19 protein-coding genes and 1 tRNA gene are annotated in these 19,246 nt (G+C 65.7%); 10 read left to right on the top strand and 10 right to left on the bottom strand.

The annotated features are described in order from the left end of the window. The first annotated feature begins 3 nt into the window (after positions 1–3). Positions 4–2,394: an ATP-binding cassette domain-containing protein gene (locus ACFWCF_RS20930; RefSeq protein ID WP_378565466.1), complete on the top strand. Its 2,391-nt coding sequence runs from the start codon at positions 4–6 to the stop codon at positions 2,392–2,394. Positions 2,395–2,562: 168 nt separating this feature from the next. Here the strand turns inward: ACFWCF_RS20930 and ACFWCF_RS20925 are convergent. Together ACFWCF_RS20925 and ACFWCF_RS20920 are read right to left on the bottom strand one after the other, a co-directional pair. Beyond that, a tRNA-Pro gene (locus ACFWCF_RS20925) sits at positions 2,563–2,636 on the bottom strand. 98 nt (positions 2,637–2,734) lie between these two features. Then, the gene (locus ACFWCF_RS20920) at positions 2,735–3,688 is read right to left on the bottom strand and encodes a metallophosphoesterase (RefSeq protein WP_378565463.1); all 954 of its coding nucleotides are present in this window, start codon (positions 3,686–3,688) and stop codon (positions 2,735–2,737) included. A gap of 67 nt (positions 3,689–3,755) precedes the next feature. Here ACFWCF_RS20920 and ACFWCF_RS20915 point away from each other — a divergent pair, with 67 nt between their 5' ends. Then, positions 3,756–4,232: a GatB/YqeY domain-containing protein gene (locus ACFWCF_RS20915; RefSeq protein WP_378565460.1), complete on the top strand. Its 477-nt coding sequence runs from the start codon at positions 3,756–3,758 to the stop codon at positions 4,230–4,232. Positions 4,233–4,234: 2 nt separating this feature from the next. Here ACFWCF_RS20915 and ACFWCF_RS20910 read toward each other — a convergent pair whose 3' ends face one another. Then, positions 4,235–6,673 (bottom strand): transglycosylase domain-containing protein, encoded by a 2,439-nt coding sequence (locus ACFWCF_RS20910; RefSeq protein ID WP_378565654.1) that lies wholly within the window; start codon positions 6,671–6,673, stop codon positions 4,235–4,237. Between the two features lie 277 nt (positions 6,674–6,950). Here ACFWCF_RS20910 and ACFWCF_RS20905 point away from each other — a divergent pair, with 277 nt between their 5' ends. Then, complete coding sequence (locus tag ACFWCF_RS20905; RefSeq protein WP_378565457.1) at positions 6,951–7,274, top strand: WhiB family transcriptional regulator; 324 nt, start codon at positions 6,951–6,953, stop codon at positions 7,272–7,274. 80 nt (positions 7,275–7,354) lie between these two features. On the opposite strand, the gene ACFWCF_RS20900 is transcribed toward ACFWCF_RS20905, so the two are convergent. Beyond that, positions 7,355–8,494, bottom strand: coding sequence for an ArsA family ATPase (locus tag ACFWCF_RS20900; RefSeq protein WP_378565454.1), 1,140 nt, complete (start codon positions 8,492–8,494; stop codon positions 7,355–7,357). After that, entirely contained in the window at positions 8,491–9,504 is a 1,014-nt protein-coding gene (locus tag ACFWCF_RS20895) for an ArsA-related P-loop ATPase (protein WP_378565451.1), read from the bottom strand. Before ACFWCF_RS20895 ends, ACFWCF_RS20900 begins: the two co-directional genes overlap by 4 nt. 53 nt (positions 9,505–9,557) lie before the next feature. On the opposite strand from ACFWCF_RS20895, the gene ACFWCF_RS20890 reads away from it, so the two are divergent. Genes ACFWCF_RS20890 through ACFWCF_RS20880 form a run of 3 tightly spaced genes read left to right on the top strand, consistent with a single transcriptional unit; the run spans position 9,558 to position 10,973 of the window. Continuing rightward, on the top strand, positions 9,558–9,722 hold the full coding sequence (locus ACFWCF_RS20890) for a hypothetical protein (protein WP_378565448.1): 165 nt from the start codon (positions 9,558–9,560) through the stop codon (positions 9,720–9,722). A gap of 4 nt (positions 9,723–9,726) precedes the next feature. Further along, positions 9,727–10,188, top strand: a complete 462-nt coding sequence (locus ACFWCF_RS20885) for a RidA family protein (protein WP_378565445.1) — start codon at positions 9,727–9,729, stop codon at positions 10,186–10,188. A gap of 2 nt (positions 10,189–10,190) precedes the next feature. Then, the gene (locus tag ACFWCF_RS20880) at positions 10,191–10,973 is read left to right on the top strand and encodes an MBL fold metallo-hydrolase (RefSeq protein WP_378565442.1); all 783 of its coding nucleotides are present in this window, start codon (positions 10,191–10,193) and stop codon (positions 10,971–10,973) included. 86 nt (positions 10,974–11,059) lie between these two features. Here ACFWCF_RS20880 and ACFWCF_RS20875 read toward each other — a convergent pair whose 3' ends face one another. Both ACFWCF_RS20875 and ACFWCF_RS20870 read right to left on the bottom strand, forming a co-directional pair. Beyond that, positions 11,060–11,734, bottom strand: a complete 675-nt coding sequence (locus tag ACFWCF_RS20875; RefSeq protein WP_378492192.1) for a Crp/Fnr family transcriptional regulator — start codon at positions 11,732–11,734, stop codon at positions 11,060–11,062. Between the two features lie 195 nt (positions 11,735–11,929). Continuing rightward, positions 11,930–12,199 carry a hypothetical protein gene (locus ACFWCF_RS20870; RefSeq protein WP_378565438.1) on the bottom strand — a complete coding sequence of 90 codons (270 nt, stop codon included), beginning with the start codon at positions 12,197–12,199 and terminating at the stop codon, positions 11,930–11,932. 82 nt (positions 12,200–12,281) lie between these two features. On the opposite strand from ACFWCF_RS20870, the gene nth reads away from it, so the two are divergent. From nth to ACFWCF_RS20850, 4 genes are read left to right on the top strand one after another with little or no spacing between them, the layout of a single operon-like run. Beyond that, on the top strand, positions 12,282–13,088 hold the full coding sequence (gene nth, locus ACFWCF_RS20865; RefSeq protein WP_378565435.1) for an endonuclease III: 807 nt from the start codon (positions 12,282–12,284) through the stop codon (positions 13,086–13,088). A 2-nt stretch (positions 13,089–13,090) separates the two neighbouring features. After that, complete coding sequence (locus tag ACFWCF_RS20860; protein WP_378565432.1) at positions 13,091–13,753, top strand: redoxin family protein; 663 nt, start codon at positions 13,091–13,093, stop codon at positions 13,751–13,753. Then, on the top strand, positions 13,750–14,448 hold the full coding sequence (locus ACFWCF_RS20855) for an NUDIX hydrolase (RefSeq protein WP_378565429.1): 699 nt from the start codon (positions 13,750–13,752) through the stop codon (positions 14,446–14,448). The genes ACFWCF_RS20860 and ACFWCF_RS20855 overlap by 4 nt, the downstream gene beginning before the upstream one ends. Beyond that, a complete protein-coding gene (locus ACFWCF_RS20850) occupies positions 14,445–15,635 on the top strand; it encodes a MarP family serine protease (protein ID WP_378565426.1) in 1,191 nt (396 codons plus the stop codon). The genes ACFWCF_RS20855 and ACFWCF_RS20850 overlap by 4 nt, the downstream gene beginning before the upstream one ends. Before the next feature lie 22 nt (positions 15,636–15,657). On the opposite strand, the gene ACFWCF_RS20845 is transcribed toward ACFWCF_RS20850, so the two are convergent. The 3 genes from ACFWCF_RS20845 to acs form a co-directional block, all read right to left on the bottom strand. Then, positions 15,658–16,590, bottom strand: a complete 933-nt coding sequence (locus ACFWCF_RS20845; RefSeq protein WP_378565423.1) for an alpha/beta fold hydrolase — start codon at positions 16,588–16,590, stop codon at positions 15,658–15,660. Between the two features lie 22 nt (positions 16,591–16,612). Next, a complete protein-coding gene (locus ACFWCF_RS20840; protein ID WP_378565420.1) occupies positions 16,613–17,113 on the bottom strand; it encodes a phage holin family protein in 501 nt (166 codons plus the stop codon). Between the two features lie 197 nt (positions 17,114–17,310). Further along, positions 17,311–19,242 (bottom strand): acetate--CoA ligase, encoded by a 1,932-nt coding sequence (gene acs / locus ACFWCF_RS20835; RefSeq protein ID WP_378565417.1) that lies wholly within the window; start codon positions 19,240–19,242, stop codon positions 17,311–17,313. Between the last annotated feature and the right edge of the window lie 4 nt (positions 19,243–19,246).

Genomic DNA, 19,246 nt, shown 5'->3' with positions numbered 1-19,246 from the left:
CCGATGGCGCCGTCCGCCAGGACGAACACCCAGTCGCGCGAACTGAATGTTGCCGACAGCCACGACAGGATCCTCGTCCACGGGGCGCGGGTGAACAACCTCCGCGACGTCAGCATCGAGATCCCGAAGCGGCGGCTGACGGTGTTCACCGGGGTTTCCGGATCGGGCAAGAGTTCGCTGGTGTTCGGCACGATCGCCGCGGAGTCGCAGCGGCTGATCAACGAGACCTACAGTGCGTTCGTCCAGGGGTTCATGCCGAGCATGGCCCGACCCGATGTGGACGTGCTCGACGGACTGACGACGGCGATCCTCGTCGACCAGGAACGCATGGGCGCCAACCCGCGCTCCACCGTCGGCACCGCAACCGACGCCAACGCCATGCTGCGCATCCTGTTCAGCCGGCTCGGCGAGCCGCATATCGGTTCCCCCCAGGCCTTTTCGTTCAACGTCGCCTCGATCAGCGGCGCCGGTGCGGTGTCGATGGAGCGAGGCGGCCGGACGGTGAAGGAACGCCGCTCCTTCAGCATCACCGGCGGGATGTGCCTGCGCTGTGAAGGCCGGGGATCGGTCTCAGACTTCGATCTGACCGCGCTGTACGACGAGACCAAGTCGCTCAACGAGGGTGCGTTGACCATCCCCGGCTACAGCATGGACGGCTGGTACGGGCGGATCTACCGGGGCTGCGGCTTCTTCGATCCCGACAAGCCGATCGCGAAATTCACGAAGAAGCAACTGAACGATCTTCTCTACAAGGAACCCACCAAGATCAAGGTCGAAGGGGTCAACGTGACCTTCGAGGGGCTGATCCCCAAGATCCAGAAATCGTTCCTGTCCAAGGACCGCGAGGCGATGCAGTCGCATATCCGCGCATTCGTGGACCGCGCGATCACCTTCTCGATATGCCCCGAGTGCGACGGCACACGGCTCACCGAGGACGCGCGGTCGTCGAAGATCAAGGGCCTCAGCATCGCTGATGTGTGTTCGATGCAGATCAGCGACCTCGCCGAATGGGTACGAGGTCTCGACGAACCGTCGCTGGGCCCTCTGATCGACAATTTGCGGCAGAACCTCGATTCCTTCGTCGACATCGGCCTGGGATACTTGTCGCTCGAACGCCCGGCAGGCACCCTCTCCGGTGGTGAAGCACAGCGAACCAAGCTGATCCGTCATCTCGGGTCGTCCCTGACCGACATCACCTACGTCTTCGACGAGCCGACCATCGGGCTGCATCCGCACGACATCGCGCGGATGAACGACCTCCTGCTGCAGCTACGCGACAAGGGCAACACAGTGCTCGTCGTCGAACACAAGCCCGAAGTCATGGCGATCGCCGATCATGTCGTCGATCTCGGCCCCCGCGCAGGTAGCGAGGGCGGCAAGGTGATGTTCGAGGGCCCCTTCGACGGTCTACGGAAGAGCGACACCCTCACCGGGAAACATCTCGACGATCGTGCCTCGCTGAAATCGTCGGTGCGCAAGGGTACCGGTGCACTCGAAGTGCGCGGCGCCGACACCAACAACCTCCGAGACGTCGACGTCGACATTCCCCTCGGTGTGCTGGTGGTGCTGACCGGTGTCGCGGGGTCGGGGAAAAGTTCGCTGATCGGCGGTTCGGTGTCCGGTCGCGACGGTGTGGTCACCATCGACCAAGGAGCGATCAAGGGGTCGCGGCGCAGCAACCCTGCCACGTACACGGGCATGCTCGACCCGATCCGCAAGGCCTTCGCGAAAGCCAACGGCGTCAAACCGGCCCTGTTCAGTGCCAATTCGGAAGGAGCGTGCCCCAACTGCAACGGCGCGGGCGTCGTCTACTCCGACCTCGCGATGATGGCAGGAGTCGCGACACCCTGCGAGGTGTGCGACGGAAAGCGTTTCCTGGCCGAGGTGCTCGAATACAAGTTCGGCGGAAGGGACATCAGCGAAATCCTGCAGATGTCGGTTGCCGAGGCCGAAGATTTCTTCGGATCCACCGACGCGAAGATCCCGGCAGCCCACAAGATCCTGGATCGCCTGGTGGACGTCGGGCTCGGCTACATCAAGGTCGGGCAGCCGCTGACCACGCTCTCCGGTGGCGAACGGCAGCGCCTGAAGCTGGCCACCCACATGGGGGAGAAGGGCGAGATCTACATCCTGGACGAGCCCACCACCGGCCTCCACCTCGCCGACGTCGAGAATCTGCTCGGCCTCCTCGACCGTCTCGTCGACTCCGGAAAATCCGTCATCGTCATCGAGCACCATCAGGCCGTCATGGCGCACGCCGACTGGATCATCGACCTCGGTCCCGGTGCGGGCCACGATGGCGGCAGCATCGTCTTCGAGGGCGCGCCGTCGGATCTCGTCGCCGCGCGGTCGACGCTCACCGGTGAACACCTCGCGGAGTACGTCGGGGCGTGACGTCGACCCATCCGTGAACATTGGCCCACGGAAAGTTTCCTCCCGATACACGGGTTTCCGTCGGTCGTGTTCGTGGGGAAGCCCTGTACGACAGGAGGAAAGTTCGGCAAATGCAATCAGGGCATACTCTCCGGCCGGAGAATATGCCCTGATCTGCTCACTCACGAGTCGGGGTGGCGGGATTCGAACCCACGACCTCTTCGTCCCGAACGAAGCGCGCTACCAAGCTGCGCCACACCCCGTGATGAACCTCGGTCAGCTTACAACACCATCCGTGTGAAGGTTAAATCGGCTGGTCGGTGACAAGGTTCCCGATGGTCAGCGACAAGGTTCCCGATGGTCAGCGACGAGACCCCGCGCTTTCCGCGGTGCTGCCCGTAGAGTTCCGTGATTCCTCGTGCGGCGCCGGAACCAAGGTCAGAAGGGTGGCTTCCGGACGGCAGCAGAAGCGTGCCGGGGCGAACGGCGACGTCCCCATTCCTGCCGACACGTGCAGCCGCATCCGTGCCCCCCACCGGGAGGGACCCTTCACCCGCGACCGATCGATGCCGCAGTTGGTCACCAGGGCACCGAAGAACGGCAGGCAGAGCTGACCACCGTGGGTGTGTCCGGCGAGTACCAGGTCGTATCCGTCGTCGGCGAAACGGTCCAGCACTCGCGGCTCGGGGGAGTGGGACAGGCCCAGACGAAGATCTGCGGACTTGTCGGCTGCCCCGGCGATGGTCTCGTAACGATCGCGTTCGAGGTGCGGGTCGTCGACGCCGGCCACCGAGATACGCACACCGCCGACCTCGACGTCGCGCCGGATGTGCGTCATGTCCTGCCAGCCGCGTTCGTTGAACGCTGCGCGCAGGTCGCCCCAGGGGAGCGGAGGGCCGTACACGCGGTCGTGGTCCTTGTCGAAGTAGGCGAGGGGGTTCTTCAGCACCGGCGCGAAGTAATCGTTGCTGCCGAAGACGAAGAGGCCCGGCCGCGCCAACAGGCCACTGAGCGACTGGACCACCGCGGGAACCGCTTTCGGATGCGACAGGTTGTCGCCCGTGTTGATCACCAGATCGGGTTCGAGCCGGTCCAGTTCCCTGAGCCAGTTCTGTTTACGTTTCTGCCCCGGCATCATGTGCAGGTCGCTGATGTGCAGCACGCGGAGAGTCGATGCACCCGGCGCGAGGACCGGGACGGTGACCTCCCGGAGGGTGAAGGCGTTGCGTTCGATCAGCGTGGCGTAACCGAGACCGAGGACGGCAGCTCCTGCGGTACCCGCGGCGACACGTGTGAGGGGAGAAAGGTCAGGCACTTCTTCAGCGTACCGCCGCTGCACGTCTGCGCACGTGCTTCGGTGCTCCCGGCGTAGCGTTCCGGGCATGACCGATACAGCTTCTTCACTCAAATCCGCCTTGCGCGCAGACATGACTGCCGCGATGAAGGCCAAGGACCAACTGCGTTTGGCGACGTTGCGGATGTTGCTCGCCGCGATCCAGACCGAGGAGGTCTCGGGAAAGGAAGCACGCGAACTCTCCGACGACGAGGTCATCAAGGTTCTGTCGCGGGAGGCCAAGAAGCGCGGCGAGGCCGCTGAGGTCTACACCGAGAACGGTCGCGGTGAACTCGCAGCCAAGGAACACGCCGAGGCCCGCATCATCGACGAGTACCTGCCGATGCCGCTGACCGACGCGGAGCTCGTCGATGTGGTCGACACGGCCATCGGAAGGGTCGCCGATGAGCTCGGTGCGCGTCCCGGCCCGAAGAACATGGGCCAGGTCATGAAGGTCGCGACCGCGATCGCCGCAGGAAAGGCAGACGGAAAGCGCCTTTCTGCGGCGGTGCGGTCACGCCTCTAGCGTCAGTTGTCCGGCTGCGACGGTGTCGTCGTGGCTGCCGGGCTCTCCGATTCGCTTTCGTCCGGCGGCGCCGACTCGGTCTGCGCCGGTTCTTGTCGGCTGGGGACTGGGGCGGGAGCCGCAGGCACGGTGGTGTCGGGAACTTCGCTGCCGCTCGGCCGTGCGGGTGTCGCGCTCGTGGTGGGTGCCGCCCGCACCGAACCGTCACTGATGAAGATCGTGACCGTCGAGCCGGGCACCGCGGAGCCGGCGGGCGAACTTCCGGTGACCGTGCCTGCCCGCTCCTCGCCCTTGGTCGTGGATTCGGACACCGAGAACCCGGCGTCTCGCAGTCGCTGCACGGCCCGATCCTTGGAGAGGCCGGTGACGTCGGGGACCTGAGCATTGCCTGCGCCGCGGACGTAACGCGGGTCGGCGGGCGGAAGTTCGACGGAGCCGAACTTCGTGGCGACCGGCGTCATAGCGGTGAACCAGGTGTGCGCGGGAGCGGTGCCACCGAACAGGTTGCCGTCGTAACAAGGGCGGACCGGGTTGGCGCAGATCTGTCCGGGCGTGGGGGAGTCGCCGTAGGTATAGACGGACCCGGCGTACCGGTTGGTGAAGCCTAGGAACGCGGACGACATGTGCGACTCGGTGGTGCCGGTCTTCGCGGCCACCGGCAGGTTCCATCCGGTGTTGCCTGCAGCCCCGGCAGCGGTGCCGCCCGCGGAGGTGTCCTTGCTCATCGCATTGGCGAGAGTGTCGGCCAGACCGGGCTCGATGACCTGCTCGCACGCCTGCTGCGTGATCGGCACGGACTTGCCCTCCCGATCGAAGACACCCTCGATCGGAGTCGGAGGGCACCACTTGCCGTGCGAGGCAAGGGTGGCTGCGACGTTCGACAATTCGAGGTTGTTGATCCAGGTGGGGCCGAGTGTGTACGAGCCCAGATGCTGAGCCTTCTGCATGTCGGCCATCGACTGCTCACCGAAGCCCGAGGTGTTGGGCTGTGAGTACGAACGCATGCCCAGTCGGACCGACATGTCGACGACGGAGTCGACTCCGGTCGCCTCGATCAGTTTCACGAAAGCGGTGTTCGGGGACTGCGCGAGTGCGTCGGTCACCGTCAGCGACTGCGGATACGGTGCGGCATTTTCGACGCAGTAGTAGCCGGCGGGGCATCCGCGCGCGCCGCCGTCGCCGAGGCCTTGTGCGTTGTATCGCGAAGGCACGTCGAGGACAGCGCTGGTGCCGAGCCCCTGCTCCATCGCTGCGGCGACCGTGAAGATCTTGAAAACGGATCCCGCACCGTGTCCGGCGAGCGAATAAGGCTGTGGCTGGACCGTTTCGTGCGCGTCACCGTCGAGGCCGTAGGTGCGGCTCGATCCCATTGCGAGGACGCGATGGGCATCCTGGCCGGGTTCGACCACGTTCATCACCGTTGCGACATCGTCGACGGTCGGACTCGTGTATTGATCTAGCGCGGACTTGGTCGAATTCTGAACTTCAGGGTCGAGTGTGGTGCGGATGAGGTAGCCGCCCTTGTCGATCTGTTCTCGGGACAGGCCCGAGTTCGCGAGGTACTGGAGTGCGTACTCGCAGAAGAATCCGCGATCGCCCGCTTCGATGCAGCCTCGCGGCAGGGTGTTCGGTTCGGGAAGGACGCCGAGCGGTTCGGCTTTCGCGGCACGGATCTCGTCGGCCCGCTCGGGAATGTTGTCGATCATCGTGTCGAGCACGATGTTGCGGCGCTTCGTCACGCCCTCTTCGTTCGTGTAGGGGTTGAGGGCGGAGCTCGACTGCACCATGCCCGCGAGCATCGCGGACTGGGCGACGTTCAGGTCTTTCGCGTCGATCCCGAAGTAGGTCTGGGCGGCGTCCTGGATGCCGAACGAACCGTTGCCGAACGGCACCAGGTTCAGGTAGCGGGTGAGGATCTCGTCCTTGGACAGCTCTTCGTCGAGGGTCAGTGCCATCCGGATCTCACGGATCTTGCGAGCCGGAGTGGTCTCGATCGCCGCGCGGCGTTCCGCATCGGTCTTCGCCACGACGTGCAGCAGGTAGTTCTTCACGTACTGCTGGTCGATCGTCGACGCGCCCTGCTCGACCTGGCCACTGCTGGTGTTGGTGAGGAAGGCACGGATGGTGCCCTGCCAGTCCACGCCCTGGTGCTCGGGGAATCGCTTGTCCTCGATCGAGACGATCGCGAGCTTCATCTCGTTGGAGATCTGGTCGCTGGGGACCTCGAAGCGACGCTGGTCGTACAGCCACGCGATCGGGTTGCCTGCGGAGTCGACCATCGTCGTGACGGCGGGAACGATCCCTTCGACGAGTTCTGCGGAACTGTTGTCCACGGTGTCAGCGGCGCGATTCGACACGTAACCGAATCCGCCTGCTGCCGGGAAGAGCATTCCGGCCAAGAGGACACCGCCGAGGGCCGTGCAACCGGCAAGTTTCGCCACAGTACTTCGGATCGACACGGGTACACCCTACGTGCCGTTCGTCGGGGTCGCCGATTCCAGGGAGGCGAAACGCCGTCCGACGTGCAGCTATGCACGGACGTACCAGAAAAGGTTTCGTTCGCCTTGCGCGCGGGCACCAGTTTACCTAGATTGAGACAGCAGTGTGATGCAGATAACACCTCGACAGTGAAGACGCACAAGTTCTTTCATGCTAAGTGCAAATTGTGTGTCCTCGGGAACTCCGTACAGCGGCGTTCGGAAAGAAAAGGGGAACTGAATGCACCTGACCACCCCCACGACCAGGCTCGACGTCGACGAAGAAGAAGCACGCATCGCCTGGGTATCGAAGGCTCGATGCCGCGAGGTAGACCCCGATCAATTGTTCGTCCGAGGCGCTGCGCAGCGGAAGGCGGCGGTGATCTGCCGTCACTGCCCCGTGATGCTGCAGTGCGGCGCAGACGCACTCGACAACCGTGTCGAGTTCGGAGTGTGGGGAGGGATGACCGAACGACAGCGTCGTGCGCTTCTCAAACAGCATCCGGAAGTGGAGTCCTGGTCGGACTTCTTCGAGGCGCAGCGTCAGCACCAGAACGCGGTGTGACTGCGATTCGGTGAGACTGCTGCCTGTGACGACGCCGGAGCACGCACGACGGGGAAGGTCGTGCGTGCAACCCGGAACGATCAGGCCTGACGGGTCAACTGGTCGCCTACCGCCCGAAGCGCTTCGAGGTCCGACACCTCGAAGGGCAACGACGGCACACCGACGACCGGCACACGAGGATTCGCCGCGGTGAATCCTCGCAGCAGATGAACCTCTCGCTTCGCCGTCACGGCACGATGCGCGTGGATACGGAGCACGGCCTCCGCGGCGGGCGCATCCTCCCCGCCCTCGTCCGCGAGGAGGTCGGCCGAGGTCAACGCGTGATCGACCGATAGTGACGACAACGTCGGATGTGTCCGGTTGAGCACCAGACCCGCGAGCGGCATCTTGTCGGAGCTCAGTCGTTCGACGAAGAACGACGCCTCCCGCAGGGCATCCGGTTCCGGCGCTGCAACCACCATGAAGTGTGTTCCCGGCTGCTGCAGGAGCTGATACGTACGGTTGGCGCGGTCACGGAACCCACCGAACATCGAATCCAGCGACTGCACGAACGCGGATGCATCCGAGAGCATCTGACTGCCCACGACCGTCGACACCGCCTTCAACGCCAATCCCATCGCGCCCGTGACGATCCGTCCGAGTCCGCGACCGGGGGCAGTGAAGATACGGATCATCCGGCCGTCGAGGAAGGCGCCGAGACGCTGCGGTGCGTCGAGGAAGTCGAGGGCGTTCCGCGACGGCGGAGTATCGACGACGATCAGATCCCATTCCTTGCTCGCGGCGAGCTGACCGAGCTTCTCCATCGCCATGTACTCCTGCGTACCGGAGAACGACGACGCCACCGTCTGATAGAAGGGGTTGTCGAGGATCTGCTGCGCTTTCTCCGGCGCCGAGTGTTCGACGACCATGTCGTCGAACGTGCGGCGCATGTTCAGCATCATCGCGTGCAACTCGCCCGTCGTACCGGGCTCGAGCGGCACTTTCTGTGGCGAGTTGTCGAGGGTCTGCACACCGAGTGCCTGGGCCAGCCGCCTTGCCGGATCGATCGTGAGCACCACGACCCTGCGGCCCTGTTCTGCCGCACGCAGCGCGAGCGACGCCGCCGTCGTCGTCTTACCGACACCCCCGGACCCACAACACACGATCACCCGCGACGCCGGATCGTGGAGGATTTTCGCGACATCGAGCACCGGTGCCGTGCGCACCGTCCGCTCGGTCATCGGACGCCCTGCTCGGCAAGAAGCTCGGCAAGCTCGTAGAGCCCACCGAGGTCGACCCCGTCCGCAAGCAACGGTAGAGACATCCGGGCCACCTTCACATCGTCGAGTTGGGCAGCGCTGACCTGCTGCGCCTGCAATACCGAAGCATGCTCGATGGTCTCCGTGAGCACACCGGCGAAATCGTCGTCCGCCAGCGTCAGCCCGACCCGCTCGAACGCGGCCCGGATGGATGCGCCGGGGATACGGCCGTCGGCGACGTCGTCGACGAGTGCGTCCGGCAGATGCTCGGGCTCGGTCCTGTTGACGATCACCGTGCCCATCCGAAGGTCGGCCGCCTCGAGTTCGTCGACCGCGTCGGATGTCTCCTGCACGGGCAGCGCCTCGAGCAGTGTCACCAGATGCACGACGGTCTCGTCGGAATGAAACAACCGCACCACACCTTCGCTCTGCGAGCGGATCGGCCCCGACTTCGCGAGGTCGGCCATCGCCTTCGTCACATCGAGGAAGCTGCCGATCCGGCCGGTGGGCGGGGCGTCGACCACGATCGCGTCGTAGAGGCGCTCACCGGACTTGTCGGTGCGCACCACCGTCTCCTTGATCTTTCCGGTGAGGATGACATCGCGGAGTCCCGGGGCGAGCGTAGTCGCGAACTCGATCGCTCCGATCTTGCGCATCGCGCGTCCCGCGAACCCGAGGTTGTAGAACATGTCGAGGTATTCCAGGAACGCCGCCTCGATGTCGATCGCGAGGGCCATGACCACTCCGCCTCCCTCGGCGGTTGCGATCTTCGTCTCCACCGGAGGTAGGGGCGCCACGTCGAACAGCTGCGCGATCCCCTGCCTGCCCTCGGTCTCGACGAGCAGAACCTTGCGGCCTCCCGACGCGAGGGCAAGTGCTATCGCCGCCGCGACCGTGGATTTCCCGGTTCCACCCTTACCGGACACGAAGTGCAGTCGTGCCCGCGCGGCCTTGGCCGGCCATGTGCCGGAATGAGATGTCTGTGTCGCCACGGTGACGAGCCTATAAGTCGTCAAGGGGGAAAGGCGCCGGATAGGGTCAGGTCATGAGTGAATTGATTACGTGGGAGTACGCAACCGTGCCCCTGCTCACGCACGCAACCAAGCAGATCCTCGACACGTGGGGTTCCGACGGGTGGGAACTGGTGACGGTTCTGCAGGGACCCACCGGTGAACAGCACGTCGCATACCTCAAGCGACCGAAGAGCTGACCGCATGGCCGAAACCTGGACCGCACGTCTGACCGACCTCGGGATCGCCCTGCCGCCGGTCGCGAAGCCGGTCGCCGCATATGTGCCTGCTGTGCGCAGCGGGAACACCGTCTACACCTCCGGCCAGCTTCCGATGGTCGACGGCGTCCTGAACTACGCAGGCAAGGTCGGCGCCGACGTGTCCGCTGAGGACGCGAAAGCCGCTGCCCGCATCTCGGCGCTCAACGCTCTGGCCGCAGTCGACGCCCTGGTAGGTATCGACAACGTGGTGCGCATCGTCAAGGTCGTCGGATTCGTGGCCTCGGCCGACGGTTTCACCGGACAACCCGGTGTCGTCAACGGAGCCTCGGAACTGCTGGGTGAGATCTTCGGCGAGGCCGGTGCTCACGCGAGGTCGGCCGTCGGTGTCGCTGAACTTCCGCTCGGTGCGTCCGTTGAGGTGGAGCTGATGGTCGAGGTGCGCTGATCATGGCACTCGTTCATCCTGTCTACGGTCGGCTGCGGCAGGTGACCGAGAACGCGGCGGTGGTGCTCGCCGAGAATCCGTCGGTGATGTCCCTCGAGGGCACCAACACGTGGATCCTGCGCGCGCCGGGCAGCGACGAGTGCATCGTGATCGATCCGGGACCGCTCGACGAGGACCACCTCGCGCGTGTCGCGCAGGTCCCGGTCGCGATGACGCTCATCAGCCACCGCCACTTCGACCACACCGAAGGCGGTGAGCGTTTCGCCGCGCTCACAGGAAGCCCGGTTCATGCCGTGACACCCGAACATCGGCACGGTGGTGGTAGCGGGCTTTCCGACGGCGACGTCGTCGAGGCGGCGGGACTGCACGTCCGGGTCCTCGCCACGCCGGGGCACACGGCGGATTCCCTGTCGTTCGTTCTCGAGGACGACCGCAGTGTCCTCACCGCCGACACGATCCTCGGGCGAGGCACCACCGTGCTCGACGACGCCGACGGTGACCTCGGTGACTACCTGGGGTCGTTGCGGTCGTACATAGAACTCGGCTCGGGGTACACGGTGCTGCCCGGGCACGGTGCGGAACTGCCCGACCTCGAGACGATCGCTCGCCGGTACCTCGCGCACCGGGAGGACCGGCTGGATCAGGTGCGGAGCGCATTGCGCAGCCTCGGCCACGACGCGTCGGCACGGCAGATCGTCGAACACGTGTATGCCGACGTCGACGAGTCGCTGTGGGGTGCCGCAGAGAAGTCGGTGAATGTGCAGCTGGCATATCTGCGCGGATAGACCCGCCGGACGAGTACGAACGAGTGAGGCCTGGACACCGGATGGTGTCCAGGCCTCACTCGTATGCAGTATTTCCGGAGCTGTCGCTAGCGGGCGCGACGCGCCAGACGCTCGGAATCCGAGATCAGCACGCTCTTACCTTCGAGCCGCAGCCAGCCGCGGTGCGCGAAGTCGGCGAGCGCCTTGTTGACCGTCTCGCGGGATGCGCCGACGAGCTGGGCGATCTCTTCCTGCGTCAGGTCGTGGGTCACGCGGAGCGCACCTGCTTCCTGCGTGCCGAAACGCTGCGCGAGCTGGAGCAGCGCCTTGGCGACACGACCGGGAACATCGGTGAAGATCAGGTCGGCGAGGCTGTTGTTGGTACGACGCAGACGACGGGCGAGCACGCGCAGCAGCTGCTCCGCGATCTCGGGTCGCTGGTCGATCCACGCTTTGAGTGCTTCGCGGTCCATGCTCACCGCACGCACCTCGGTGACGGTGGTGGCGGTGGAGGTGCGCGGGCCCGGATCGAAGATGGACAGCTCACCGAACATGTCGGAGGGGCCCATGATCGTCAGCAGATTCTCGCGGCCGTCGGGCGAGCGTCTTCCGATCTTGATCTTGCCGGAGACGATGATGTATAGACGATCGCCCGGTTCACCCTCGTTGAAGATGACGTGGCCGCGTGGGAAATCGACCGGTTGCAGCTCCTTGATCAGCGCCGCAACCGCAGAGGGCTCGACTCCTTGGAAGATGCCTGCTCTGGTCAGGACGTCGTCCACGTGCGCTCCTTTTGGGATGATTCTTGTTGTTCTTCGACTGGCGGTGTGCACGTCCAGGCATCCCGGCGAGGTTCACCAGTCCGGCGTACGAACGCCAAGTCTACTGTGCCTGCCGCATGTGTGAGTGACCGACACCACGGATTCCGTCCGGATATGTCGGAGGCCGCCCTGGAAGGCTACCGGCCGGTACTTGCGTCAGCTCGCGCGGCTCGTGTCCAGTAGATCCGGGGCGTCGATGGAATCGGTGGTGTCGCTGCGTCGCCGCCGGCGGTTGAATCGAGCCAATGCGCCGGGGAATCCCTCGCGGGCGAGGGCCTCGACGTCGTCGTGATCCGCCTGATCGAGGAACTCCTCGACCTCCTGCTGACGCACGGACAATCGACTCAATCGGGATTCGACCCTTTCCATGGCGAGTGCAAACAGCATGAGCAGCACTGGGAGAAGTACGACAGCAAGAGCTTGCATGACGGGAAGTAAACACGGGCAAGATCTCAGAACAGACACGACCCCCCGGTTCGCGTCCGACGCCTTACGTAGAGTGGGTCAGGTGCAGCCGACCCCGTCCGAGAGCCTCGAAGAGAGTCCTGTTCGCGCCGCAGAACGGAGCCCGCGCAGGCCACGTGGGGTGCGGGGACCGGAGTCCCGGCTCGCCCTGGTTCGGCGTGCACGGCGAATGAACCGGCGCCTCGCCGAGGCCTTCCCGCACGTCTATTGTGAACTCGATTTCACCACCCCGCTCGAGCTGGCGGTCGCGACGATTCTGTCCGCACAGTGCACTGATGTACGCGTCAACCAGGTCACGCCCGCGCTCTTCGCCCGCTACCCGGACGCCCGCTCGTATGCGGAAGCCGACCGCGCCGAGCTCGAGGAGTACATCCGTTCCACCGGTTTCTACCGCAACAAGACCAACTCGCTGATCGGCCTCGGCCAGGCGTTGCTCGAGCGCTTCGACGGCGAGGTTCCGCGCAGGATGAAAGACCTCGTGACCCTCCCGGGGATCGGCCGCAAAACGGCGAACGTGGTCCTCGGCAATGCCTTCGATGTGCCGGGAATCACTGTCGACACCCACTTCGGGCGCCTCGTGAACCGGTGGAAGTGGACGGATGAAACCGACCCGGTGAAGATCGAGCATCTGATCGGCGAGTTGATCGAGCGCAAAGAATGGACCTTGCTGTCCCATCGGGTGATCTTCCACGGGAGGCGCGTGTGCCACGCGCGTAAGCCGGCATGTGGAGTGTGCGTGCTCGCGAAGGACTGCCCCTCCTACGGGATCGGGCCCACCGATCCGCAGATCGCTGCTGGGCTCGTGAAGGGACCGGAGACCGAGCACCTGCTCGAGCTGGCCGGGAGGTGACGGTGCGTCCTTCGAGTGCAGGCCGTTGGAGCCTGGCAGCATTGATCGTCGTGATCGCGTTGATCGTCGCCATCTGGCCCCGCGGCAGCGACACCTCCGACCCGCCCGACACCGACGCTCCGGGCACGTCCGCGGCACCCGTCGACCGTCGGTCCCAGGACGACGCGCAGGCACTCGCCCCGTTGCGAGCCGCCGCGGACCTGCAGTCGTGCCCGGCTCCGACGGGGGCAGCTCCGGAGGGACCGCTCGCCGGATCGGTGTTCGAGTGCGTCGGCGACGGTAGCTCCGTCGACCTCGCAGCCGGCCTCGCCGGACGACCCGCGGTCGTCAACCTCTGGGCGTGGTGGTGCGCTCCGTGTGCCGAAGAACTTCCGGTGCTCGAGGAGTACGCGCTCCGCGCGGGTGAGGCGGTGTCGGTGGTGACCGTGCACACCGATCCCAACGAGGCGAATGCGCTCGAGCGGCTCGCTCGATACGACGTCCGGCTACCCGGTGTGCAGGACGGTTCGGGCCGCGTGCAGGCTGCGGTGGCCGCGCCGGCGGTACTGCCCGTCACGGTGCTCCTGCGCGCCGACGGTTCGGTCGCCAAGGTGCTGCCCCAGCCGTTCCGCACTGCCGACGAGGTGGCCGAGGTTGTCGAGACACATCTGGGGGTTGTCGCATGATGCCGTATTGGTTACGGGGTGTGGCTACGAGCATGCCCACCGATCCGCACGGACTCAACCCCATCCTGACCCGCGCGGCTCCGCACGGGACGATCACGCGCCAGGCGTCGGTGCTCGTCCTGTTCGGGGGATCGCCCGAGGCCGACCCTCTCGTCCGCGGTGGCCTGCCTGCCGATGCCGATGTGTTGCTCACCCAGCGTGCCGCGACCATGCGCCAGCACAGCGGGCAGGTCGCGTTTCCCGGTGGTGCTGCCGACCTCGAGGACGACGGCCCCATCGCGACCGCCTTGCGGGAGGCGTGGGAGGAGACCGGGCTCGACCCTGACGGGGTGCGCCCGCTGTCGGTGCTGCCCGAACTGTTCATACCCCCGTCGGGGTTCGACGTGACCCCCGTCGTTGCGTATTGGGAGAAGCCGAGCCCGGTCGGAGTGGTCGATCCCGCAGAGGCGGCTCGCGTCGTGCGTGTGCCTCTGCGTGACCTGCTCGATCCCGACAACAGATTCCAGGTCTCCCACGAGATGGGGTATCGCGGCCCGGCGTTCCAGGTCGACGGCATGCTCGTGTGGGGGTTCACCGCGGGTGTTCTCGCGGGCCTGTTCGAGGTGTCGGGGTGGGAGATCGAATGGGATCACCGGGACATCCGTGATCTGGCAGTGGTGCAGGCAGAGCTCGAATCGGGAGTGATCGACGCATGACCGGATCGAACTGGATCGACCTGGTCATCGTCCTCGTCGTGATCATCGCGGCGTCGTCCGGCCTGCGGCAGGGAGCGGTGGCGTCGGCGCTGGCCTTCCTCGGCGTCCTGCTGGGTGCTGTGGCGGGCATCCTCATCGCACCGCACGTTCTGGTCCACGTCGAAGAGGGACGGCTGCGGATCCTGGCGGGGATCGTGTTGATCATCGTGCTGGTGGTGGTCGGGGAAGTCGCAGGTATGGTGCTCGGCCGGGCCGCGCGCAGCAGCATGCACAGTCCGAGTGCTCGCACAGTCGACAGCGTGATCGGCGCCGGATTCCAATCCGTCGCGGTGCTCATCGCTGCGTGGTTGCTGGCCATCCCACTGACCTCCGCGGCGCAGACACAGGTCTCCGCGGCGGTACGAGGTTCGAGTGTTCTCGGCACGGTCGACAATCTCGCGACCGACTGGATGCGGGCGATCCCCAACGAATTCTCGGCGCTTCTCGACACCTCCGGACTGCCCGAGGTGATCGGGCCGTTCGGTCGTACACCGATCGCCGAGGTCGCCGTTCCCGACGGCACTCTTCTCGACGGACAGATCCCGGCGCAGTTGCAATCGAGCGTGCTGCGCATCAACGGTGTGGCCCCGAGCTGCCAGAAGGCGCTCGAAGGGTCAGGTTTCGTGGTGTCGCCCGAACGTGTCATGACGAATGCGCATGTGGTCGCGGGGACCGCGGCGGTGACCGTCGAGAGCAACGGACGTGCACTCGACGCGGAGGTCGTACTGTTCGATCCGGGTGTCGATGTGGCGATCCTCGCGGTTCCGGGACTGACTGCGACACCGCTCGCGTTCTCGCCCACCCCGGCCGACTCGGGCGACGACGCCATCGTCCTCGGGTATCCGGGTGGTGGGCCGTACACCGCCAGTGCCGCCCGTATCCGCGAGACCCTGGATCTACAGGGCCCCGACATCTATCGCAGCGGTACCGTCGAGCGTGAGGTCTACACGCTGCGCGGGCTGATCCAGCAGGGCAACTCCGGCGGACCGCTTGTCGATCCGCAGGGGCGGATTCTGGGCATGGTGTTCGGCGCCGCTGTCGACGATGCCGATACCGGTTTCGCGCTCACCGCATCCGAGGTGAGCCGTCAGCTCGCGGTCGCCGACTCGATGTTCACCGCCGTCGGAACCGGGGCGTGCATCGTGTGACTCGATCCGGGCCCGATGCGGTCTAGAGAGCGCGGGTGAAATCGAGGAGGGCAGCCGTCGTATCGTCGGGCTTCTCCTGGTGCGGGTAGTGGCCTGCGCCGTCGATGAACTTCAGGATCCGACCGGGCGCGTGTCGCGCACATCGACGTAGGGTCGCGGCCATCACGTACGGATCGAGCGCCCCGTGCAACTGCAGAACGGGAAGGGTCAGGGTGACGTCCATGATTTTCATGAACCGGCGTCCGTCGGGTCGCCACTGACTACGGAATGCCCACCGTTGGTATTCGAGACTGCAGTGCGCGACTCCGGGAATCTGGACGGCCGAGCGCAGGCGCTCGATGACATCTGCGAAGTCCGTGCTGCGTTGCCAGTCGCTGCCGGAGCGGACGCGGACGAGACGTTCGATCTCGGTGCCGTCGTCGCGCACGAGGAGCCGTTCGGGTCGCCACGGGAGCTGATAGGTGAGGAAGGTGGGCAAGAGGGCCTTGCGTTGCGCGCGGTCGCGAATCGCAGCATCGCGGAGCGAAATCGGATGCGGGGAGTCCACGACCGCAATCGCACGAACGAGTTGCGGGTGCAGAACGGCGGTGGCCCAGCACACGAGACCGCCGTCGGCGTGGCCGACCAGAACAGCCTCGGTGTGACCCAGGGCCCGGATCAGTCCGGCGACGTCGTCGGCGAGGGTCCAGCCGTCGTAGCCACGGGGCGGCTTGTCGCTGTCGCCGTAGCCGCGCAGATCGATCGCGACCGCGCGATGGCCGTCGTCGGCGAAGGCCTCGAGCTGGTGTCGCCACGACCACCACAGGTCTCCGAAACCGTGAATGAATACCACCAACGGTGCGCCGGACTCGGTGCCGTGGGCTTCGACCGTGTGTAGTCGGATGCCGTTGGCGTGGATATCGCGGTGGGTCCACGGCCCGTCGTAACGGACCGTGGACGGATCGGGTGCGGACAATGTGGTGATCGTTCGGGCTGCGTCAGCGGGCCGCGTGCTGCGGGCGGTGTGCGTCGGCGTTGTCGCCGGACATCGGCAGTACCGTCTTCGTCTGCTTGAGCGAATCGATGGTCTTGTTCGGCGCTCGCAACTTGCGCACCCGCAGATAGCCGAGGAGCGCGAATATCGCCGTGACGACCACCATGATCAGGAACACGATCAGGAATGCCAGCCAGCGGGCAATCCACACGTCGAGCAGTTCGGCGAGGAAGAAGAAGAAGAAGAACGAGCTGAAGACGAGAACAGCGAGGGCGAGGATGAAGAAGAGGCTGCCCTGCAGACCCTTCTTGACCTCGCCGGTGACCTCCGACTTCGCGAGTTCGACTTCGGCGCGGAACAGCGTGGACACCTGCGCGGTCGCGTCACGGACGAGTTCGCCGATGCTCGCGTCCCGCGAGGTCGGAGTGTGTACCTCCGTCAGCGGAATGCCCGAGATGCTGCTCGGCGCCCCGTCTCCCGGCCGGTTCCCGTTCGTGACGCTCACTAGTCGACCCCTTCGGATTGGTTCGTTCTGCTTGCGGTGGGGCTCGCCCACGCCGTAACAGTAGCGCTGATCGTGGTGCAGAAGCGACGAGTGACATGGCAAGGACGGCGGCTTTCCTGATTTCGGGAGGTTCGCCGCCTCCGACGACACGGCGCCCTCGCGGAGACCGATTCCGGGAGGGCGCCGTGACGAGCGGGTTACTTCTTGCGGATGGCGTCGAAGACCGCGGGGTCGACGAGGGTCGAGGTGTCGCCGAGTTCACGACCCTCGGCGACATCGCGGAGCAGGCGTCGCATGATCTTGCCGGAGCGGGTCTTGGGCAGCTCGGGCACGACGGTGATCTGCCGCGGTTTCGCGATCGGGGAGATCTCGACTGCGACGTGATCGCGCAGTTCCTTGATGAGCTGATCGCCGGTGTTCTCGACGTGCTCGAGCAGGATCACGTACGCGACGATGCCCTGGCCGGTGGTGTCGTCGGCCGCTCCGACAACCGCGGCTTCCGCGACAGCGGAGTGGCTCACCAAGGCGGATTCCACTTCGGATGTGGAGATGCGGTGCCCGGAGACGTTCATGACGTCGTCGACGCGGCCGAGAACCCACAGCGCGCCGTCCTCGTCGTACTTGGCGCCGTCGCCCGCGAAGTACCAGCCCTGGTCCTCGTAGCGGGACCAGTAGGTTTCGCGGTAACGCAGCGGGTCGCCCCAGATGCCGCGGAGCATCGCCGGCCACGGCTCGTCGAGAACCAGGTAGCCGTTGCCTCCCGCGCCGAGCGGAGCGGCTTCGTCGTCGACGATCTTCGCGGAGATGCCGGGCAGCGGTGCCATGGCGGAGCCCGGCTTGGTGGCGGTGACGCCGGGCAGCGGGGAGATCATGATCGCACCGGTTTCGGTCTGCCACCAGGTGTCGACGACCGGGGTCTTGCCTGCGCCGATGACCTCGCGGTACCAGCGCCACGCCTCGGGGTTGATCGGCTCGCCGACCGAGCCGAGCAGCCGGATCGACGACAGGTCGTGGGCGTCGGGGATCTCGCGGCCCCACTTCATGAAGGTGCGGATCAGCGTGGGGGCGGTGTAGTAGATGCTCACCCCGTACTTCTCGATGATCTCGAAGTGCCGGTGCTCGTTCGGGGAGTTGGGGGTGCCTTCGTAGACCACCTGGGTGGCACCGTTCGAGAGAGGCCCGTACACGATGTAGGAGTGTCCGGTGACCCAGCCGATGTCGGCGGTGCACCAGTAGACGTCCTTGCCCGGCTTGTGGTCGAACACGTAGTGGTGGGTGTACGAGACCTGCGTGAGGTAGCCGCCCGAAGTGTGGACGATGCCCTTGGGCTTTCCGGTGGTGCCGGAGGTGTAGAGGATGAACAGCGGGTGCTCGGCGTCGAATGCCTCCGGAGTGTGTTCGGGGGAGGCCTTCTCGACCGTCTCGTGCCACCAGAGATCGCGGCCGTCGGTCCATTCGACGTCGATGCCCGTGCGCTTGACCACCAGGACATGTTCTATCGACGCGGCCCCCTGGGCGGCTTCGTCGGCGGCGGTCTTGAGGGGGGCAGCCTGACCACGGCGCCACTGGCCGTCGACGGTGACGAGAAGTTTGGCTTCGGCGTCGTCGATGCGTGAACGCAGCGCGGTGGCGGAGAAGCCGGCGAAGACGACGGAGTGGGTCAGTCCGAGGCGGGCGCAGGCGAGCATGGTGACGATGGCTTCGGGGATCATCGGCATGTAGATCGCGACGCGGTCGCCGGTGACGAGACCGAGTTCGGTGAAGGTGTTCGCGGCCTGCGAGACCTCGGCGAGCAGGTCGTTGTAGGTCAGGGCGCGGGTATCGCCGGGTTCGCCCTCGAAGTGGATCGCGACGCGGTCGCCGTTGCCTGCTTCGACGTGCCGGTCGACGCAGTTGTAGGCGACGTTGAGGGAACCCCCGACGAACCATTTCGAGACGGGCGCATCGGACCAGTCGAGCACCTGTGTCCAGGGGGCGGCCCAATCGAGTCGCTGGGCTTGGGTGTCCCAGAACGCCAGCCGATCGGCGTCGGCGGCGGCCTGCAACTCGGGACCTGCGTTGGCGGTGGCAGCGAACTCTGCGCTCGGCGGGAATGCCTGCTGGTCGTGGTCCTGGGCTGCGCTCGTCATGGTG

It is taken from the genome of Rhodococcus sp. NPDC060090, from assembly GCF_042729855.1.
Classification (GTDB): domain Bacteria; phylum Actinomycetota; class Actinomycetes; order Mycobacteriales; family Mycobacteriaceae; genus Rhodococcus.
Note: the sequence above shows the minus strand (reverse complement) of the source record. Positions and strands in the feature narration are given on the sequence as shown.